At 74.1% G+C, this 18,352-nt stretch carries 20 protein-coding genes; 10 read left to right on the plus strand and 10 right to left on the minus strand.

Features of this window, described 5'->3' with window-relative positions; all coding sequences use genetic code 11:
- The first annotated feature begins 39 nt into the window (after nucleotides 1-39).
- On the plus strand, nucleotides 40-960 hold the full coding sequence (locus ACFYYB_RS38620) for a 1-phosphofructokinase family hexose kinase (RefSeq protein WP_389442724.1): 921 nt from the start codon (nucleotides 40-42) through the stop codon (nucleotides 958-960).
- Between the two features lie 13 nt (nucleotides 961-973).
- Here ACFYYB_RS38620 and ACFYYB_RS38625 read toward each other — a convergent pair whose 3' ends face one another.
- Nucleotides 974-2,008 (minus strand): carbohydrate-binding protein, encoded by a 1,035-nt coding sequence (locus ACFYYB_RS38625; protein ID WP_389442726.1) that lies wholly within the window; start codon nucleotides 2,006-2,008, stop codon nucleotides 974-976.
- Nucleotides 2,009-2,076: 68 nt separating this feature from the next.
- Entirely contained in the window at nucleotides 2,077-3,792 is a 1,716-nt protein-coding gene (gene cdgB / locus ACFYYB_RS38630) for a diguanylate cyclase CdgB (protein ID WP_389442729.1), read from the minus strand.
- A 287-nt stretch (nucleotides 3,793-4,079) separates the two neighbouring features.
- On the opposite strand from cdgB, the gene ACFYYB_RS38635 reads away from it, so the two are divergent.
- Nucleotides 4,080-4,682, plus strand: a complete 603-nt coding sequence (locus tag ACFYYB_RS38635) for a flavin reductase family protein (protein ID WP_389442731.1) — start codon at nucleotides 4,080-4,082, stop codon at nucleotides 4,680-4,682.
- A 73-nt stretch (nucleotides 4,683-4,755) separates the two neighbouring features.
- On the opposite strand, the gene arfB is transcribed toward ACFYYB_RS38635, so the two are convergent.
- On the minus strand, nucleotides 4,756-5,181 hold the full coding sequence (arfB, locus tag ACFYYB_RS38640) for an alternative ribosome rescue aminoacyl-tRNA hydrolase ArfB (protein WP_243339524.1): 426 nt from the start codon (nucleotides 5,179-5,181) through the stop codon (nucleotides 4,756-4,758).
- 186 nt (nucleotides 5,182-5,367) lie between these two features.
- On the opposite strand from arfB, the gene ACFYYB_RS38645 reads away from it, so the two are divergent.
- A complete protein-coding gene (locus tag ACFYYB_RS38645) occupies nucleotides 5,368-5,943 on the plus strand; it encodes a TerD family protein (protein ID WP_250744549.1) in 576 nt (191 codons plus the stop codon).
- An 85-nt stretch (nucleotides 5,944-6,028) separates the two neighbouring features.
- On the plus strand, nucleotides 6,029-6,547 hold the full coding sequence (locus ACFYYB_RS38650; RefSeq protein ID WP_389442735.1) for a GNAT family N-acetyltransferase: 519 nt from the start codon (nucleotides 6,029-6,031) through the stop codon (nucleotides 6,545-6,547).
- A gap of 13 nt (nucleotides 6,548-6,560) precedes the next feature.
- Here the strand turns inward: ACFYYB_RS38650 and ACFYYB_RS38655 are convergent, their stop codons facing one another.
- Entirely contained in the window at nucleotides 6,561-7,991 is a 1,431-nt protein-coding gene (locus ACFYYB_RS38655; protein ID WP_389442738.1) for a M1 family metallopeptidase, read from the minus strand.
- A gap of 77 nt (nucleotides 7,992-8,068) precedes the next feature.
- On the minus strand, nucleotides 8,069-8,626 hold the full coding sequence (locus ACFYYB_RS38660; protein WP_389442740.1) for a heme-binding protein: 558 nt from the start codon (nucleotides 8,624-8,626) through the stop codon (nucleotides 8,069-8,071).
- 613 nt (nucleotides 8,627-9,239) lie between these two features.
- Here ACFYYB_RS38660 and ACFYYB_RS38665 point away from each other — a divergent pair.
- The 3 genes from ACFYYB_RS38665 to ACFYYB_RS38675 all read left to right on the plus strand — a co-directional run bounded on the left by ACFYYB_RS38665 (nucleotide 9,240) and on the right by ACFYYB_RS38675 (nucleotide 11,903).
- Complete coding sequence (locus ACFYYB_RS38665) at nucleotides 9,240-10,373, plus strand: sensor histidine kinase (RefSeq protein WP_389442920.1); 1,134 nt, start codon at nucleotides 9,240-9,242, stop codon at nucleotides 10,371-10,373.
- Between the two features lie 89 nt (nucleotides 10,374-10,462).
- Complete coding sequence (locus ACFYYB_RS38670; protein WP_389442922.1) at nucleotides 10,463-11,077, plus strand: response regulator; 615 nt, start codon at nucleotides 10,463-10,465, stop codon at nucleotides 11,075-11,077.
- 199 nt (nucleotides 11,078-11,276) lie between these two features.
- Nucleotides 11,277-11,903 carry a nuclear transport factor 2 family protein gene (locus ACFYYB_RS38675; RefSeq protein ID WP_389442742.1) on the plus strand — a complete coding sequence of 209 codons (627 nt, stop codon included), beginning with the start codon at nucleotides 11,277-11,279 and terminating at the stop codon, nucleotides 11,901-11,903.
- Nucleotides 11,904-11,934: 31 nt separating this feature from the next.
- Here the strand turns inward: ACFYYB_RS38675 and ACFYYB_RS38680 are convergent, their stop codons facing one another.
- Nucleotides 11,935-12,543 (minus strand): response regulator transcription factor, encoded by a 609-nt coding sequence (locus ACFYYB_RS38680; protein ID WP_327306010.1) that lies wholly within the window; start codon nucleotides 12,541-12,543, stop codon nucleotides 11,935-11,937.
- A gap of 20 nt (nucleotides 12,544-12,563) precedes the next feature.
- The gene (locus tag ACFYYB_RS38685) at nucleotides 12,564-13,307 is read right to left on the minus strand and encodes a sensor histidine kinase (RefSeq protein WP_389442744.1); all 744 of its coding nucleotides are present in this window, start codon (nucleotides 13,305-13,307) and stop codon (nucleotides 12,564-12,566) included.
- A gap of 192 nt (nucleotides 13,308-13,499) precedes the next feature.
- On the opposite strand from ACFYYB_RS38685, the gene ACFYYB_RS38690 reads away from it, so the two are divergent.
- Complete coding sequence (locus ACFYYB_RS38690; RefSeq protein ID WP_389442746.1) at nucleotides 13,500-14,003, plus strand: hypothetical protein; 504 nt, start codon at nucleotides 13,500-13,502, stop codon at nucleotides 14,001-14,003.
- 227 nt (nucleotides 14,004-14,230) lie between these two features.
- Nucleotides 14,231-15,031, plus strand: a complete 801-nt coding sequence (locus ACFYYB_RS38695) for a hypothetical protein (protein ID WP_389442748.1) — start codon at nucleotides 14,231-14,233, stop codon at nucleotides 15,029-15,031.
- Nucleotides 15,032-15,040: 9 nt separating this feature from the next.
- Here the strand turns inward: ACFYYB_RS38695 and ACFYYB_RS38700 are convergent, their stop codons facing one another.
- Nucleotides 15,041-15,715: a pentapeptide repeat-containing protein gene (locus ACFYYB_RS38700; protein WP_389442750.1), complete on the minus strand. Its 675-nt coding sequence runs from the start codon at nucleotides 15,713-15,715 to the stop codon at nucleotides 15,041-15,043.
- 124 nt (nucleotides 15,716-15,839) lie between these two features.
- On the opposite strand from ACFYYB_RS38700, the gene ACFYYB_RS38705 reads away from it, so the two are divergent.
- Nucleotides 15,840-16,832 (plus strand): zinc-binding dehydrogenase, encoded by a 993-nt coding sequence (locus ACFYYB_RS38705; protein WP_389442924.1) that lies wholly within the window; start codon nucleotides 15,840-15,842, stop codon nucleotides 16,830-16,832.
- A 21-nt stretch (nucleotides 16,833-16,853) separates the two neighbouring features.
- Here the strand turns inward: ACFYYB_RS38705 and ACFYYB_RS38710 are convergent, their stop codons facing one another.
- Together ACFYYB_RS38710 and ACFYYB_RS38715 are read right to left on the minus strand one after the other, a co-directional pair.
- Complete coding sequence (locus ACFYYB_RS38710; protein WP_327306005.1) at nucleotides 16,854-17,327, minus strand: GNAT family N-acetyltransferase; 474 nt, start codon at nucleotides 17,325-17,327, stop codon at nucleotides 16,854-16,856.
- Between the two features lie 10 nt (nucleotides 17,328-17,337).
- Nucleotides 17,338-18,276 (minus strand): aminoglycoside phosphotransferase family protein, encoded by a 939-nt coding sequence (locus ACFYYB_RS38715; RefSeq protein ID WP_389442926.1) that lies wholly within the window; start codon nucleotides 18,274-18,276, stop codon nucleotides 17,338-17,340.
- Nucleotides 18,277-18,352: the final 76 nt, after the last annotated feature.

Raw genomic sequence — 18,352 nt, forward strand, 5'->3', positions numbered from 1 at the left:
CCCGCCCGAGGCCGCACACACCGAGACCGGGGCCCCGCCATGATCCTGACCGTGACGCTCAACACCGCGCTCGACGTCACCTACCGCGTACCGCGCCTGCTCGCGCACGCCTCCCACCGCGTCACCGAGGTCACCGAACGCCCCGGCGGCAAGGGCCTGAACGTGGCCCGCGTGCTCGCCGCGATCGGCCACGAGGTCACCGCGACCGGCTTCGCGGGCGGCCCCACGGGAGCCCTCGTCCGCGGGCTGCTCGCCGGCTCCCCCGGCGTCCGCGACGAGCTGGTCCCCTGCGCGGGCACCACCCGGCGCACCCTGGCCGTCGTCGACGAGGCCTCCGGGGACACCACGCAGTTCAACGAACCGGGCCCGCTGATCACCGCCGCCGAGTGGTCCGGCTTCCTCTCCCGCTACGAGGCCCTGCTGGCGGGCGGCGCCCGCGCGGTGGCCCTGTGCGGCAGCCTGCCCCCGGGCGTGCCCGTGGGGGCCTACGCCACCCTCGTACGGGCGGCCCGCACGGCCGGCGTGCCCGTCCTCCTCGACACCAGCGGCGAAGCCCTGCGCCGCGGGGTCGCGGCCCGCCCCGACGTGATCAAACCGAACGCCGCCGAGCTCGCGGAGCTGACCGGCTCCCGCGACCCGCTCCCCGCCACCCGGGACGCCCGCCGCCGCGGGGCCCACGCGGTGGTCACCTCGCTCGGCCCGGCCGGACTCCTCGCCGCCGCCTCCGGCGGCACCTGGCGCGCGGCCCCGCCCCGCACCCTGGCGGGCAACCCCACGGGCGCCGGCGACTCCGCGGTCGCGGGCCTCCTCTCGGCCCTCACCGAAGGCCTGGACTGGCCGGACCGCCTGACCCGGGCGGTGGCCCTCTCGGCCGCCACGGTCGCGGCCCCCACGGCGGGAGACTTCGACCCCCGCACCTACGAGGAGGTACGGGGGTCGGTGAAGGTCACGGAGAGCTAAGGCGCCCTGCCGGTCAGCGCTTCTCCAGCACGAACCGGTCGATGACCGCCTCGCAGGAGTTGCCCGACTCGCAGGAGATCTTGATGGTGTTCGTGCCCTCCTTGAGGTTCACGTACGAGTAGGTGTTGGTCCAGCCCTTGGCCCAGTCACCGTCGCCGGCCTTCGCGAAGTTCTTCATGTTGATCGCACGGGTCTGCGCCTGGCCGTTGATCGTCAGCGTCATGCTGGCGTCCTTGCCGGGCACGCCGTAGTACATCCGGAAGGTGTACTCGGCGGTCTTGGGGACCTCCAGCGTCCAGGTCACGGCGGCGCCGGTCTGGTTGAACGCGCCCACGTACTGACCGCCCGAGCTCTTCGCGCCCGGCACCGCGCTCTCCAGCGCAGCGCCACCGCTGATCACCATGCCGGAGCCGCCCGCGTCGCCCTTGGGCAGCGGAGCGTCCGCCGGGGCGGAGTCGCTCGGCTTGCCCGAGGGAGTGGTCGGCGCCGGTGCCGACGGGCTCTGGCCCGTGTTCGCGGTGTCGGTCTTGCCCTTGTCGGCGTCGTCGTCCTTGCCGAAGATCACCGCCGCGCCGATGCCGATCGCCACCGCGGCGACCACCGCGACGGCCGCGATGAGCATGCCCTTGCGGCTGGACCCGCCACCACCGTGGCCGCCGTGTCCGCCGCCGGAGCCCGGCAGCGGCAGGGACTGGGTGTACTGCGGGGGCTGCTGCTGCGGCGGAACGCCGTAGCCGCCCGCCTGGAGCGCTTCGGGGGCCTGGTACTGGGCCTGGTAGGCCGGGGGCTGCTGGGGGCCCTGCTGATAGGGAACGGGCCCGCGCTGGCCGCGCTGGGGCCGGTCACCGACGGTGCGGACCTGGTTGTACGAGGTCCGGGGCACGCCCGGCTGGCTGCCGGCCCCGGGTCCCGGGTAGCCGTACCCGCCGCCCTGCCCGGGCGGGGTGGCCCCGGCGGCCTGTCCGTCCTCGTAGAGGTAGCCGAACGGGTCGTCATCCTCGGGCTGGTTCGCCCCGTTGTTCGGGCCGTGGTTCGCGGGCGTCGTCATCGCAGGTCACTCCTTTCGACCCCGGGGAGCCTACCCCGAACAGGTGCGCCCACGGGCGGCCCGAGAGCTTACCCGGCCCTGCGGTGCGCCTTCGAACGGGAGCGCTTCTCGATGTACATGCGCTGGTCGGCGGAGCGCAGCACCTCGTCGGCCGACATGCCGCAGCTCGCCCAGCCGATGCCGAAACTGGCTCCCACGCGGACCGCCCGGCCGTCCACCCGGATCGGCGGGATGATGGCGTTGCGCAGCCGCACGGCGAGGTCGGCGGCGTCGGCGGCGCCCAGCCCGTCGGCGAGGACGACGAACTCGTCACCGCCCAGCCGGGCCACCGTGTCCCCGTCCCGGACCCCGGTCGTCAGCCGCCGGGCCACCTCGATGAGGACCGCGTCACCGGTGTGGTGGCCGAACCGGTCGTTGATCGACTTGAACCCGTCGAGGTCGCAGAAGAGCACCGCGAGCCCCTTCGTACCGTCGTCGATGTCGGTCGCCGGCGCGACCGTGTGCACGTGGTGGTCGTACGGACCCCCCGCGGCCGATCCGCCGCCCTGCCCACCGGGGCCGCCCATGCCGCCGGGGAACTCGAAGGGCTCGGGAAAGCCGTCGGGCCGGAACCCGTGCTCGCCGTGCCGGCCGGGGCCGCCTTCCACCGAGGGCCGGGTCTCGAAGGCCGCGTCCAGCGCCTCCACGGCGGTGGCGCGCACCGACTGCGGGCGGCGACAGAGCCGGGCCCCGAGCCGGGAGCGCAGCTCGGCGCTGTTGGGCAGGCCGGTCAGCGAGTCGTGGCTGGCGCGGTGGGCGAGCTGCAGCTCGTGCCGCTTGCGCTCCTCGATGTCCTCGACGTGGGTGAGCAGGAAGCGCGGCCCGTCGGCGGCGTCGGCGACGACGGAATTGCGCAGCGAGACCCAGACGTACGTACCGTCGCGCCGCCCCAGCCTCAGCTCGGCGCGGCCGCCCTCGGCGGAGGTGCGCAGCAGGGTGCCGATGTCCTCGGGGTGCACGAGGTCGGAGAAGGAGTACCGGCGCAGCACGGAGGCGGGCCGTCCCAGCAGCCGGCACAGCGCGTCGTTGGTGCGCAGCAGGCGGCCGTGCTGGTCGCCGCCCATCTCGGCGATCGCCATGCCGCTCGGGGCGTACTCGAAGGCCTGGCGGAACGACTCTTCACTGGCCCGCAGGGCCTGCTGTTCACGTTCCAGCCGCACCAGGGCCCGCTGCATGTTCGCGCGGAGCCGGGCGTTGCTGATGGCAATCGCGGCCTGGAAGGCATACATCTGGAGCGCTTCGCGGCCCCAGGCGCCGGGCCGGCGTCCGTTGCGCGGGCGGTCCACGGAGACCACGCCCAGCAGCTCGCCGCCGGAGGCGTACATGGGTGCGTAGAGCCGGTCCTCGGGGTGCCACTCGTCCTCGAACCGCGGGTCGGGGCCCTCGGTGTGCCACTGCGGGACGTCGTCCTCGACGAGGACCCAGCCCTCGGTGTGCGGGATGAAGCGCAGCCCGTCCCAGTTCTCGCCCATCGTCAGACGGCGTTCCCAGGAGGCTCGCGAGCCGACGCGGCCGGTGATCAGGGCTTCGGCGGCGGGGTCGCCCGCGAAGGCGGCGACGACCAGATCACCGTCGGGGCGAACGAGGTTGACACAGGCGAGTTCGTAGCCGAGACCCAGGACGATGCCGTCCACGACGGTCTGCAGGGTGTCCGCCAGGCTCCGGGCCGTATTGAGCTCGGCCACCACCCGGTGCAGCTGCCGCAGGGTCGCAAGACGGACGTACGGCTCCGACTCGGTCTCCATTGCTCGCTCTCCCCGAGACCTCGACAGCAACTCCAGGTTTGTCATCGGCGCTTCGTTGCGGTGTCCCGTCCACTGAATCACAGTGAGCTGTGCGGCAGGTACACAGGGTCAACAAATCTTGCTCTCTGTGACTCAAGTCACATGAGATGAATATAGGTGACCGCCGCGTCGCTCCGCACGGGCCGGTTCCGGCAAGTTCACCCGACCCGTTCCCGGAAGCAAACGATACGCCCGGCCCTAGGGCGGCCTAGGTCGACGGGCCGGGGAGCGGCTCCGCCCTGCGCCCGATGCGCCGCGCGAGGGGTGACAGTAGCGTCCCGACCGTGCCCTCTACGACCCCCGTGACACCACTTTCCGTACCCGCACCGCATGCTGTGGGAGTGAGCAACGACGAGTTCCGGGCCGCGATGTCCCGACTGACCGCGGGCGTGTGCCTGATCACCGCAGAGGAACCCCCGCTGTCGGCCGGCAGCCGCGGCGAGGACGTCGGCATGACGGCGACCGCCTTCATGTCCGTGTCCCTGGACCCGCCCCTGGTCCTCGTCAGCGTGCGCGAGGGCTCCCGGATGGACGACCTGCTGGCCGAGCAGCCGCTGTGGGCGGTGTCGGTACTCGCCGACCACCAGGTCCAGATCGCCAGCCGGTTCTCGATGAAGAACCGCATCAGCGACCGGCTGCTCTTCGCGGACCTCCCCTATACCCGCGGCGGCGTCTCCGGAGCCCCGCTGCTGTCGGGGGCGCTGGCCACCCTGGAGTGCCGTACGGAGAACCGCGTCGAGGCGGGCGACCACACCCTGGTCATCGGCCACGTCCTCACCGCCGGCCAGCCGGCGCCGGACTCCCCGCCGCTGACGTACTTCCGGGGGCGCTACCGGCACCTGGCGCCCTGAGCCCGGAGCGGCCGGGGTGGGGCAGGCCGGGGCCGCGGCAGCCCGGGGCGGTCCCCCGCCACCCGGCCCGGCGTCACCAGTCGCGCGCGTTGCGTCCCCGCTTGGTCTCGCCGCGGGCCTTCTTCTCGCGCAGCCGCCGCTCGTTGATGCCCCGGGGGATCTTCGTCGCCCGGCGCGCCTTCGGCGGCGGCGCCGTCGCCTCGGCCAGCAGCGCGGTCAGCCGGACCAGCGCCATCTCGCGGTTGCGGAACTGGGAGCGGTGCTCGGAGGCCCGTACCGTCACCACCCCGTCGACCAGCCGGGACGCGAGGCGCTCCAGCGCCCGCTCCTTCCACACGTCGGGAAGCGACTTCGTCGCCGCGACGTCGAAGAGCAGCTCCACGCGCGAGTCCGAGGTGTTCACGTGCTGGCCGCCCGGCCCGGAGGACCGCGAAAAACGCCAGGCGAGCTCGCCCTCGGGGAGCACGACCGAACCGCGGATGACATAGGGACCAGGCATGCCCCCTATGATCCGTGCCCGCCGGGCCCCCGTCACCCGCATTTCCGCCCGCATCGCGGACATTTCCCGGAATGCGGAACCTGGCGCCCCTCTCCCCGCGTTATGGAGGTCAGCGGTAACTTGGGCACTCTCACGGTCCATACGACAAGTGAGACCAAGTGAGACTAGGAAGGGACACCAGTCACCATGGCAGTAAGCCTCTCCAAGGGCGGAAACGTCTCGCTCAGCAAGGAGGCCCCGGGCCTCGCGGCCGTCACGGTCGGCCTCGGCTGGGACACCCGCACGACCACCGGTGTCGACTTCGACCTGGACGCCTCCGCCATCGCGGTCAACGCGCTCGGCAAGGTCGTCTCCGACGGCCACTTCGTCTTCTTCAACAACAAGTCCACCCCGGACCAGACCATCGTGCACACCGGTGACAACCGCACCGGCGAGGGCGCGGGCGACGACGAAGCCATCAACGTCAACCTCGCCGGCCTGCCGGCCGACGTGGACAAGATCGTCTTCCCGGTCTCCATCTACGACGCCGAGACCCGCAGCCAGAACTTCGGCCAGGTCCGCAACGCGTACATCCGCGTCGTGAACCAGGCCGGCGGCGTCGAGATCGCCCGCTACGACCTCTCCGAGGACGCGGCGACCGAGACCGCCATGGTCTTCGGCGAGCTCTACCGCAACGGCGCCGAGTGGAAGTTCCGCGCCGTGGGCCAGGGTTACGCCTCCGGCCTGACCGGCATCGCCCAGGACTTCGGCGTCAACGTCTGACCCTGAGCGCCCGCGTCCCAGGACGCGACTCAGCTGAAGCCCCCTCCCGGCCGTCCGGGGAGGGGGCTTCGCTACCGTTCGGTACGTGATCCTCCTGCCGCTCGCCCCCGTCGAGGACGGCGCCCTACCGGGCCCGGTCCTCACCGAAATCGCCACGCTCTACGCGACCAACCACGCGTTCTTCGAGCTCAGCGGAGATTTCCCCGACCCCGGCCGCATCACGGTCGAACAGGTCGCCGCCGCCCTCGCGGACGAGCTCGCGCGCGAAGGCGCCGAGGTCCTCCTCGCCCGCTCCGCCGGACGCCTCGTAGGCCTGGCCGCCACCCTCGCCCATCACCCGGACCCGGCGTCCGAGGACCCCGACCCGTGGATCGGCCTCCTGCTCATCGACGCCACCGCGCACCGCGAGGGATACGGCCGCGCCGTCGTCGCCATGGTCGAGGACCGCTTCCGCGACGCGGGACGGTCGGGCGTACGGATCGCCGTGCTCGACGCCAACGAGAAGGCCCTCGCCTTCTGGCAGTCCCAGGGCTACGTCACCCTGCGCCGGGCCGCCGACCGCGAGATGGGCCGCCCCTGCACGGTCCTGCGCAAGGCGCTGTAGGCGGGCGGGGGACTCACGGCTTCGACGCCTTCGGGCTGTCCTTCCCGTACAGCCACACGTCCCAGACCTCCGTCAGGTCACGGCCCGTCTTCTCCTCCGCGTAGGCGGTGAAATCGGCCGTGCTCGCGTTCCCGTGCCGGTGGTCGGCGGCCCAGCCCCGTACGAGGGCGAAGAACTTCGCGTCGCCGACCTCCTGCCGGATCCGTTGCAGGACCATCGCCCCGCGCCCGTACACCGGGGACCCGGAGATCTCCTTCGGGCTCCGCGGGGCGGCCGGCGGGAAGGCCCCCCAGTCCGAGCCCGCCTCGGCGTCGACACGCGTGTCCCCCGCGAGGTAGGCGTCGAAGTGCTCCTGCGCGCTCGGACCGCCGTGGTCCTCGGTCCACAGCCACTGGGCGTAGGTCGCGAAACCCTCGTTGAGCCACATGTCCTTCCAGGACTTCGGCGACACCGAGTCCCCGAACCACTGGTGCGCCAGCTCGTGCACCACCAGTTCCTCGCTGTCGGGCGCCCCCGGGAACACCGGCCGGGTCTGCGTCTCCAGCGCGTAGCCGAGGCTGTGCGCGGGCAGCACGATGGCGCCCGTCGCGGAGAAGGGGTACGGGCCGAACCGCCCGATGCCCCACTCCACCATCTCGGGCAGCCGCGCGAGCGCGGCCCCGCTCGCCTTCGCCTCCCCGGGCGAGACGGCCGTGTACACGGGGATCCCGGAGGCGGTCCGCCCCGTCGTCACCGCGAACTTCCCGACGGCCACGGTCGCCAGGTAGCTCGCCATCGGCTCCGCCGAGTGCCAGGCGAAGACGGTCCGCCCGTCGTCCTCCTCCGTGCGGGAGCGCAGCTCGCCGTTGGACACGGCCTCGTACCCGCGCGGGACGGTCACCGTGATGTCGTACGTGGCCTTGTCGCTCGGGTGGTGGTTCCCCGGGAACCAGGCCATCGACCCGACGGGTTCGCCGACGCCGACCGCGCCCTTGCCGCCCGGGGTGACGATCCACCCCTCCCGGGACCCGTCGGGGTCGGTGACGGCCTTGGGCCGGCCGGAGTAGTCGACCTCCGTACGGAAGACCTCCCCGCGCTCCAGGTCCTCGGCGGGGCGCACCGTCAGCTCGTTGCCGGAGCGGTTGAAGCGGGCCCCGGCGCCCTGCACGCTCACGCCCTCCACCTGGAGCCCGCTGAGGTCGAGGTTGAAGGAGCTGAGCCCCTGCTCGGCACGGGCGGTGATGACGGCGGTGGCGTGCAGCCGCCCGTCGGCCGGGTCGTAGTCGAGGTCCAGGGAGTAGTGCTCGACCTGGTAGCCGCCGTTGCCGGCCTTGGGGAAGTACGGGTCGCGCACCCCCGACGCACCCGGCCGCCCCTGCACGGTCTCCCCCGTGCAGCCCGTGGTGAGGGCGAGCAGGGCGGCGACGGCGGGGGCGGCCAGGCGGGAGAGTGCGCGTTGATCCACGCGTTCGAGACTACGTCCCGCGACGCGCTGCTCGAAGCTGCCGCTACTCGGCGCTCCGCCGCTCTTCCTCGGCGCTGCTACTTGTTGAGGGCGTCCACGCCGGCCTTGGCGAACTTCTCGTCCAGGTCACCGCTCGGGGCGCCGGCCACGCCGACACCCGCGACCGGGGCGCCGTCGGCCTGGACGGGGGTGCCGCCGCCGAGGAAGAGGGTGCCGGGGATGTCCTTCAGGTTCGGGGTCTGCGCGAGGCGGCCGGCGAGCACCGAGGTCGGGGCGTTCCAGGACACGGCGGTGTAGGCCTTGCGCTGCGCCGACTCGTAGGACTGCGGGCCCGCGCCGTCGCCGCGCAGCGTGACGATGGTGTTGCCGTTGCGGTCGACGACGGCGACGGTCACCTTCTGGTTCTCGCTCTCGGCGGCGTCCAGCGCGGCCTGGGCGGCGCGGGTGGCGGCGTCGATGGTGAGGTGCGTGGAGGTGGTGAAGTTCTTCTTGCCGCCGTCCTTCTTCGCGACGGCGGCCGGGGCCGCGACCGGGGCGGAGGCCGGGGCGGCGCTGGCGCTGACCGCACCGAAGGCTCCGGCGCCGAGGGCGACGGCGACGGCGGTACCGGTGAGAACGCGGGTGCGGGTGTTCATGTCTGCTGCTCCTGTGAACGTCGGCTCGGCGGGCTGTTCTGCCGTTGCTCCAAGCCTCTCCCGCCCACCCCCACCACCCCGTCCCCGTACCGGCTCGGAACCCGCCCCCCACCGGCTGACCCCAGGGTCAACCGATCGGCTGATGCGGCGACCCCCCGCAGGACGCTTACCTGGCCCTTCCCGCAGCCCGATCCAGCCGCGCGGGGTCCATCCAGCCGTCCGGGACCCACCCGACCGTCCGGCACTTGAGAACCGGCGCCCGGGGCGGAACCCCAGGGGGGCCGAGCCCAGCGGGGTCCGGCCCAGCAGGGTCCGGGCGCAGCCCGGTACCCCCTCCAGCCCGTCCGGCGCTTGAGGACCGGGTCCGGGCCGGCCCGGGGAACGGTGGAAGGGCGGGTAGGGGACTTGCCCGCGCAGCGCCACCCACCCGCACCACCCACCAACCCGGCACCATGGACATACGCACCACCCCCAGGAGCACCCCGTGACCAGCGCGCCCCCACCGAGCCCGGCACCCCCGCCCCCGGCCGCCCCGACGGCCCCCGCGGCCCCACCGAGCCCGAGCCCGGTGACCACCACCCCCCACCAAGACACCCGCGCCCTCGCCACGGTCATGCACACCGCGTTCTTCCTCCTCCTCGGCGCCTCCGTGGCCCGCTTCCTCCTCCGCCACCCCGACGAACCCCGCACCCCGTGGATCATCGCCCTCGGCATCACCCTGGCCCTGCTCTACGTACTCGGCCCCGCCCTCGGCGCCGCCCCCACCCTGCGCCGCCTCCTGTGGCTCGGCGTGGTCGTCACCGTCTGGGTGGTCCTCGTCGTCCTCGCGCCGAGCTTCGCCTGGTGCGCCGTCCCGCTCTTCTACACGGCCCTGCGCACCCTCCCGCCCCGCGCGGCCGTCGTCCTCGTGGCCCTGCTCACCGTGTTCGTCGTCGCGGCCCAGCTCCGCCTCGCGCAGACCTCCGGCTCGGGCGAACCCTTCGACCCCAACCTCCTCCTCGCCCCGCCCGCCGTCGCCGCCCTCGCCACCGCCGTCTTCGTCCACATGGAGCGGCAGGCGTCAGCCCAGCGCACCCTGATCGACGACCTGATCCGCACCCGCCGCGAACTGGCCGCCACCGAACGCCGCGCCGGCACCCTCGCCGAACGCCAGCGCCTCTCGATGGAGATCCACGACACCCTGGCCCAGCACCTGTCCAGCCAGCAGATGCTCCTCCAGGCAGCCGAACGCACCTGGGACACCCAGCCCGGCACCGCCCGCGCGCACGTCCGCACCGCCACCGAGATCACCGCACGCGGCCTCGCCGAGGCCCGCCGCCTGGTGCACGACCTCGCGCCGGCCGAACTCGCCGACGGCGCCGGCCTCCCGGGCGCCCTGCGCGCGCTGGACGCGGGCCCCGAGACCGAGGTCCGCTTCCACCTGGAGGGCGCCCCGGTCCCCCTCCCCGACCGCGCGGAGCAGGCGCTGCTGCGCATAGCACAGGGTGCGCTGGCGAACGTGAGGGAGCACTCGGGGGCCCGTACCGCGGCCCTCACGCTGAGCTTCCTGGGCGACCAGGTCGTCCTGGACGTCGCCGACGACGGCCACGGCTTCACCCCGACCCGCTCCACCGCGGGGGAACGCGGCCACGGCCTCCCCGCGATGCGCGCCCGCGTCCGCCAGCTCGGCGGCACCCTGACCATCGAATCCACCGCGGGCGAGGGCACGGTCCTGTCGGCGTCGATCCCCCTGGAGTCCACCCCGTGACCACGAACGAGAACCCGGCCGCCACGACCCCCGACCCCAGGGAGGCGGCCCCCGACGAGAGCGCCCCCGCCCCCAAGGCGGCGACCACGATCCTGCTCTGCGACGACCACGTCGTCGTCCGCGCCGGCCTGCTGGCCCTGCTCGGCAGCGAGCCGGACATCGAGGTGCTCGGCGAGGCGGGCAGCGGCGAGGAGGCGGTCGCGCTCGCGGCCAAACTCCGCCCCGACGTGGTCCTGATGGACCTCCAGCTCGGCGAGGGCATCGACGGCGTGGAGGCCACCCGCCGCATCACCGCCGCCCCGAAACCCCCGCACGTCCTGGTCCTGACCACGTACGACACCGACGCGGACATCACCCGGGCCATCGGCGCGGGCGCCACGGGCTACCTCCTCAAGGCGGAACGCCCCGAGGAGCTGTTCGCCGCGATCCACTCCGCCGCCCAGGGCCGCACCACGCTCTCCGCGCCCGTGGCCAGCCGCGTGATGGCCCACATGCGCGGCGGCAACCGGCCCACCCTGACCGACCGCGAGCTCGACATCCTCGGCCAGCTCGCCCGCGGCCTCGGCAACCGCGACATCGCCCGCGCCCTCTTCATCAGCGAGGCCACGGTCAAGACCCACCTGGGCCGCATCTACGACAAGCTCGGCGTCGACACCCGCGCGGGCGCGGTCTCGGTGGCCAAGGAGCAACGCCTCCTGCCCTGAGCACCCCGCGAGAGCCCGGCACCGGCGCCACCGTGCACCGCCGGGCACCGCGGGGCTCCGCACGGCATCGTCCATCCGTACGAGATCGCGCTCGTACGCCGCGCCGATCCCCCGCGGGCGGCGACACGACAGGCTCGTCAGTGCCCGGACCGCCCCGAGCAGGCCCGGGCGCCACCAGCCGTGTCGAGAGGAACCCGCCATGCCGACCACCGATTTCGCCCCGGAACGCCGCCGCATGCTCACCATGCTGGGCACCGGCGCCGCCGTAGCCGGGCTCGGTGCCCTCGCTACCGCGACGCCCGCCGCCGCGACCGCCGCCACCGCGTCCGATGAGCTCTCGACCGCCTCCTTCGGCTACGGCCCGGCCGGTTCGGCGGAGGACGAGCTGGCGATCAACCGCCTGCTGGAGACCTACCTCTTCGCCGTGGACACCAAGGACAAGACGGTCTTCCGGACCCTCTTCACCGACGACGCCACCCTCACCGTCATGGCCCACCCCGACGGCACCGCCGGCATCGTCAAGTCCGGCATCGAGGCGGTCGTCGCCAACCTCGACGGCGCGGCGGCCTGGGGGTACTCCACCCACGTCACGGCCAACGCCTACGTCCGCGTCACCGGCCGGTACACCGCGACCGGCGACAGCCACGCCACCGCCCAGCTCGTGTACCCGGCCACCGCCACCGCCCCGGAGACCGTCGTCGTACGCGGCATCCGCTACCGCGACGAGTACGTGAAGTCCGCGGGCGTCTGGAAGATCCGCAAGCGCGTCTTCTCCCCGCTCTGGCAGTACAACGGCACCGCGGTCCAGATCACGTACCCGAACTGACCCACCCCACCGGGCCGTTGCCTCCGGGAGGTCACCCCAGCCCGATGAGCCCCCGGTCGACGGCCGCGCGCACGGCCGCCGTACGGTTCTCCACCCCGAGCTTCTCGTAGACGTGCACGAGGTGCGTCTTGACCGTCGTCCCGCTGATGAACAGGGCCGAGCCGATCTCCCGGTTGGATCGGCCCGTCGCGATCAGCTCCAGGATCTCGGTCTCCCGGGCCGTCAGCGCCGCACTCGGCGCCCGGTACCGGCTCATCAGCCGCGAGACCACCGACGGCGACAGCGCCGACTCCCCCGCCGCCACCGTCCGCAGCGCCTGGAACAGCAGGTCGGGCGGGGACCCCTTCAGCAGGTACCCCGCCACACCCGCCTCCACGGCCCGTACGACGTAGGCATCGGACTCGTAGCTGCTGAGCACGACCACTCGCGGCGGCGCGGGCAGCCGCCCGATCCGCCGCGTGGTCTCCACCCCGCACATCCCCGGCCCCATCCGGATGTCCATCAGCACCAGCTCGGGACCCAGCTCGCGCACCATCCGCAGGGCGGCGCCCCCGTCCGCGGCCTCACCGCACACCTCGAACTCGGGACACCCGCCGAGCAGCGCCCGCAGCCCCGCCCGCACGACGGGATGATCGTCCACCAACAGGATCCGCACCGGAGTCACGCCGACCCCGCCCCCGGTCTCGCGCCCTGCCCGTGCCCGGGGACCGGTACGGGAGCGGGTACGGGAGCAGGTGCGGGAGCGGGTACCGGCACGCAGACCGACACCACCGTCCCTCCTCCACCCGGACTGCTCTCCACGGTCGCCGTACCCCCCAGGTACGCGATCCGGCGACGCAGCAGCCGCAGCCCGTCCCCACCCGGGCGCGCGGCCGCGTCACCGCCGCCGTCACCGCCGTCCGGATCGAACCCGACGCCGTCGTCCCACACGTCCAGGGCGAGCACGTACGGCTGGTAGGTCAGCGTCACCACGACAGCCGACGCCCGCGCGTGCCGCCGTACGTTGGCCAGGGCGCCCTGGGCCGCCCGCAGCACCGCGGCCTCGACCCTGCCCGGCACCGGCCGGGGTTCCCCCTCCAGCCGGAACCGGGCCCCGTCCGTCCCGGCACACAGCTCGCGCAGGACATCGGCCAGGGCCGCCCCGCGCTCCAGCTCCACCGGAGCCAGGTCGTGGATGATGCGCCGGGCCTCGGCGAGGTTCTCGCGCGCCGCGGCGGCGGCCTGCCGGACCAGCTGCCGGGCCCGGACCGGCTCCCGCGTCCACTCCCGGTCGGCGGCGTCGAGCAACAGGTGCATGCTGGTCAGCCCCTGTGTCACGGTGTCGTGCAGCTCGGCCGCGAGCCGGTGGCGCTCCCGCAGCACCCCGGCCACCACGGCCTCCCTCAGCCCCCCGGCTCCCCCCACGCCCGTCCCCTCTCGCCACGACCCCCCGGACGCGCCGAGCTTAATCCGGCCAACCCGACACCCCAGGGGGGCATCAGCAACTCTGATCCGCGGGCCCGTACCCCCACGGGACCGCCCCCACGGAGCCCCCACGCCCCTCCGCTCCCGGACGGGCGGGACACCCTGCGCCCCACCCATGACACCATCGGGGACGTGCTCGACATCGGCTACTCCCTCTCCCGGCGCTTCCCCGACCCCCCGCAGACCGACTACCGCTCGGCGGACGTCCACTCGCTGCGCCACGACCTGTTCTGCGGGGACGTCTACCTCGCCGACACCACCGCGGACCGGGAAGTGTCCACAGCCTGGGGATGGGTACCCGTACTGGACTTCGCCTGGGCGCTGTGCGACATCGTCGAGCAGCTCGACCAGGACCCGCGCGGCAGCCGCGCGGCGAACCGGCAGTACGCCGAGATCGACTTCACCGAGTCCTCGGACCGCATGCTCTTCGAGCGCCGCTTCGGGTGGGTCGACGTCGAGGCCGACTGGATGCCGTCGGAAGAGGCCCCCCTCACCTTCAGCCACCGCCTGCTGCGCCGCGAAGCACGGGACTTCCTCCACGACGTGATCGCGGACCTCGTCGACATGCACGACGGCCTGGGCGACAACCCGGTCATCTGGACCCTCCAGTCCCGCTTCCCCCGCGTCCCGGCCTAACCGGCCGGACCACCGGGCCACGGGCTGCCGCGCCGCGGGCCTGCCGGGCTCCGGGCCTGCCGGACCGCCAGGCCGCCCCACCGGCCCACGGGCTGCCGCGCCGCGGGCCTGCCGGACCGCCGGGCTCCGGGCCTGCCAGGCCGCCAGGCCGCCAGGAACGACCGGCCGGGTAGGGTCGCACTCTTCGGGCCCGAAGAGCCTGGAGTCCCCGTGAGGCACAGCCGACCATGACCGACCCTGACCCCGGCCTCACCCCGGCGGCCGAGGCCGCCCCCGCGGCCCGCGCACGGCTCGACCGGGCACTGGCCCGGCTGGCCGCCACCTTCCGCGGGATGACCGCCCCGGCCGGCGAGGCCCAGTGCGACTGCCACTGGGGCGGCCCGGAAGAGCTCGCCCTGCTGAAGCTCCCCGGCACGGACCTCGACCCCGACCTCGTGCACCGCACCTGGACCGCCCCCGACTGGAACGACCACGGCGCCGTGCTGCGCCGCGTCCTGCCGCAGTTCGCCCGCGAGCTGACCGAGGGCCTCGGCGCCTACGCGTGGGACATCGACCGGGTCGGCCTCTCGTTCCACCGCGGCGCATGGCAGCAGTGGCCCGCCTCGCAGAGCACGGCCGTAGGGGAGTTCCTGCACGCCTGGTGGGCCCACACCCTCCTCACCCCGGACCCCGCCCTCCCCGCAGGCGAAGTCCTCCAGATGTGCACCGAAGCCTCCGGCACCATCGGCCCCTGGCTCGCGGACTGGGAGACCCTCCGCCACCCGGTCGCCGACCAGCACCTCGCCGACACGGTCCACGCCTGGCAACGGGACCTCCTCTGCTACGCCCTCCCCTGGTCCACATGGGTCTTCTGGCAGGACGAGGAGGAAGCCGTACGGACGGAACTGACCGACTGGCTCGCGAGCCGCGCGCCCGCACGCCTACGCGCCCACGGCGCCCCCGAAGAGGTCCTCCACACCGTGCGGCTGCTCAGCCTCGCCGACACCGACCGCTGGAACGACCCGCACTGGCCGTACGGCCCCGCCTGACGGCGCCCGCTACGGAACCACCCGCACCCCCAGCTGCGCAGCCATCGCCGGAGCCAGCTCGAACAGCTGCCCCGCGCTGATCACCGCTCCGGCCAGCGCGTCCACCCCCCGCGCGATCTCCAGGGCCCGCGCACCCCGCAGGTCCACGTCCGTCATCCGCGCCCCCGTGAAGTCCACCGCCCGCACCTCGCAGTCCCGGAACTCCACCCGTTCCAGCACCGCGCCCCCGAAGTCCGGCTCCACCAGCACGCACCCCTCGAAGACCACGTCCCTGAGCCGCGCCGTGCGCAGGTTCAGGTAGTCGATCTTGCCCCCGCGCACGAGCACCCGCTCCAGCACCGCCCCGTGCAACTGCACCCCGCCCAGCCGGGCGTCCAGCAGCTCCACGTCGCGCAGCGAAGCCCCCGACAGGTCCGTCCCCACCCCCCGGACGCCGTCCAGCACCGAGTCCAGGATCCGTACCTTCGCCAGCCCGGCCTCGTCCAGCACGCACCGCCGCAGCGCACAGTCCATGAACCGGGCCCCCCGCCCGTCCCCGCCCGACAGGTCCACCTCGACGAACTCCAGCCCGTCGTAGTCCCCGTCCGGCTCCAGCTCCGCGTCCTCCCACCCGCTGAGCTCCGGCAACCGCACCTCCGGCCGCTTCGCCGCCTTCACCGTCCGCTGCTGCCCGTTTCGCGCCATCCCCCCATCCTGACCGACCCCACCGACAAACCCTTGACCTCAACCCCACTTGAGGTCGGACGCTGTCCCCATGACCACCACCACGGCCACCGCCCCGGCCCACGCCTCGACCGCCCCCGGCGACATGCGCGCCGTCCGCCTCCACGCCTTCGGCCCCGCCGAGAACCTCACCTACGAGTCCGTCCCCCGCCCCGTCCCCGCACCCGGCCAGGTCCGCATCGCCGTGGCCGCCGCCGGCGTGCACCTCCTCGACACCGCCCTGCGCCGCGGCGTCCAGGGCCCGCCCGCACCCCTGCCCGAACTGCCGACCGTCCCCGGCCGCGAGGTCGCCGGCACCGTCGACGCGCTCGGCCCCGACACGGACACGGGATGGCTCGGACAGACCGTCGTCGTCCACCTCGGATTCGCCCCCGGCGGCTACGCCGAGTACGCCGTCGCCGACGCCGCCCGACTGCACCCCGTCCCGGCCGGCCTCGACCCCGCCACCGCCGTCGCCATGATCGGCACCGGCCGCACCACCCTCGGCATCCTCCAGTTCGCCGACCTCGGCCCCGGCTCCGTCGCCCTGGTCCCCGCCGCCGCGGGCGGCATCGGCACCCTGCTGGTCCAGTACGCCAAGCACGCCGGAGCCACCGTCGTCGCCCTCGCCGGCGGCCCCGCCAAAACCGCCCGCGCCACCGCCAACGGCGCCGACCTCGCCCTCGACTACACCGCCCCGGACTGGGCCGACACCCTGCGCGCCCAGCACCCCGACGGCGCCACCGTCCTCTTCGACTCCGTCGGCGGAGCCGTCGCCCGCACCGCCCTCGGCCTGCTCCGCGACGGCGCCCAACACCTCGTCTTCGGCTGGTCCGGCGGCCCGCTCGACCTCACCGACGCCGAGCAGGCGGGCCTCGACGCCCGCGGCATCACCACGCAGCACGTCCTCGGCCCCGCCATGCTCCGCCGCGCCGGCGGCGAAGACCCCCTGCGCCTCCTCGAAACCCGCGCCCTCGCCGAAGCCGCCACCGGCCGCCTGCGCCCCGCCCTCCAGCGCTACCCCCTGGCCGCAGCCGCCGCGGCCCACCACGACCTGGAAACCCGCGCCACCACCGGCAAGGTCGTCCTGGAACCCTGAGCGACCACCGGCGCGGACCGCCTACTCGCCCCCGAGCTCCGCCAGCGCCCCGTCGGTCAGCCGGTACACCGACCACTCGTCCTGCGGCCGCGCGCCCAGGGCCTCGTAGAAGGCGATCGTCGGCTCGTTCCACTTCAGGACCGACCACTCCAGCCGCTCGTACCCGCGCTCCACGCAGATCCGCGCCAACTCCCGCAGCAGCGCCTTGCCGTGACCTCCGCCGCGCACGCCCGGACGGACGTACAGGTCCTCCAGGTAGATCCCGTGCACCCCGCGCCACGTCGAGAAGCTGAGGAACCACAGCGAGAACCCGACCGCCTCGCCCTCCGCCGTCACCGCCAAGTGCGCGAACGCCGCCGGGCGCTCCCCGAACAGCGCCTCCCGCAACTGCTCCTCGGTGGCGCGCGCCTCGTGCGGCACCTTCTCGTACTCCGCGAGCTCGCGGATCATGGCCTGGATGACGGGTACGTCGCTGAGGACTGCGCTACGGATCATGCCCTGCACCCTACGAGCACCCGCGCCGGCCGCCCTCCCCCTCCCCACCCCGCCCCAGCAGCGACTCCGCGATCCGCAGCTGCACCACCGCCGGCCGGTCCCCGTCCGCCACGTCCCACAGACAGTTCTGCAGCACCCGCCCCAGCGTCCACGCCCGCGCCCGCTCCCGGTCCGCCCCGACCGCCTCCGCGAGCGACTCGAAGCGCCACCGCACCTCCCGCGCCCGGAAGTTGTTGACCAGCGCCGGCAGCAGCTCGAACCCCGGATCACCGGCCAGCGGCTTCGGATCGATGGCCACCCACGGCTCGCGCCCGGCCGCCAGGACGTTGTCGTAGTGCAGGTCCCAGTGCAGCAGCCGGTCCCCCGGCTCCCCGGCCACCTCCGCGAGCGCCGCCGCGCAGTCCGCGACGAGCCCCCGCTCCCGCCCCTCCCCCAACCGCTCCAGCGCCCCCGGCACCGCCTCCAGCATCGCCGCCGCCACGTCCCCGAGCCGCCGCAGCCCGGCCGGCGCCGGGACCGCCGTCAGCCGCGCCAGCAACCCGCCGACCACCTCCACCGCACGCCCGGAATCCCGTACGGCCAGCGCCGACAGCGGCCGGCCCTCGTCCAGGCGCTCCAGCAGCAGCGTGCCGGTCTCCGCGTCGTCCGCCAGCAGCCGTACGCAGCCCTCCCCGGCCCACGCGCGCAGCGCGAGCGCCTCGTCCGCGTTCTCCTCGTCCAGCGCCGGCAGCTTCAGCGCCGCCGCCGTCCCGTCGGCCCGCACCACCGGCAGCACCAGGGCCGTCACCCCGTACATCCCGGGCCCGGTCACCCGTAGCTCCCACCGCTCCAGGAACGAAGCCACCCGCGCGGGCAGCGCGTCGACGAACTCCCGCCCGGCCGCCCCGTTGTCCCGCACCTGCGCCCGCGCGAACGGCGCCGGAACCCCGCCGAACCCACTCCCGCCCAGGCCGCCCGAACCACCCGAACCACCCGCCGTCGCACCGTCCATGGCCCGACCCTAAGCGGGACCGACCGGCCCCGGG

The sequence above is a fragment of the Streptomyces sp. NPDC002886 genome, from assembly GCF_042888445.1.
Lineage (GTDB): Bacteria > Actinomycetota > Actinomycetes > Streptomycetales > Streptomycetaceae > Streptomyces.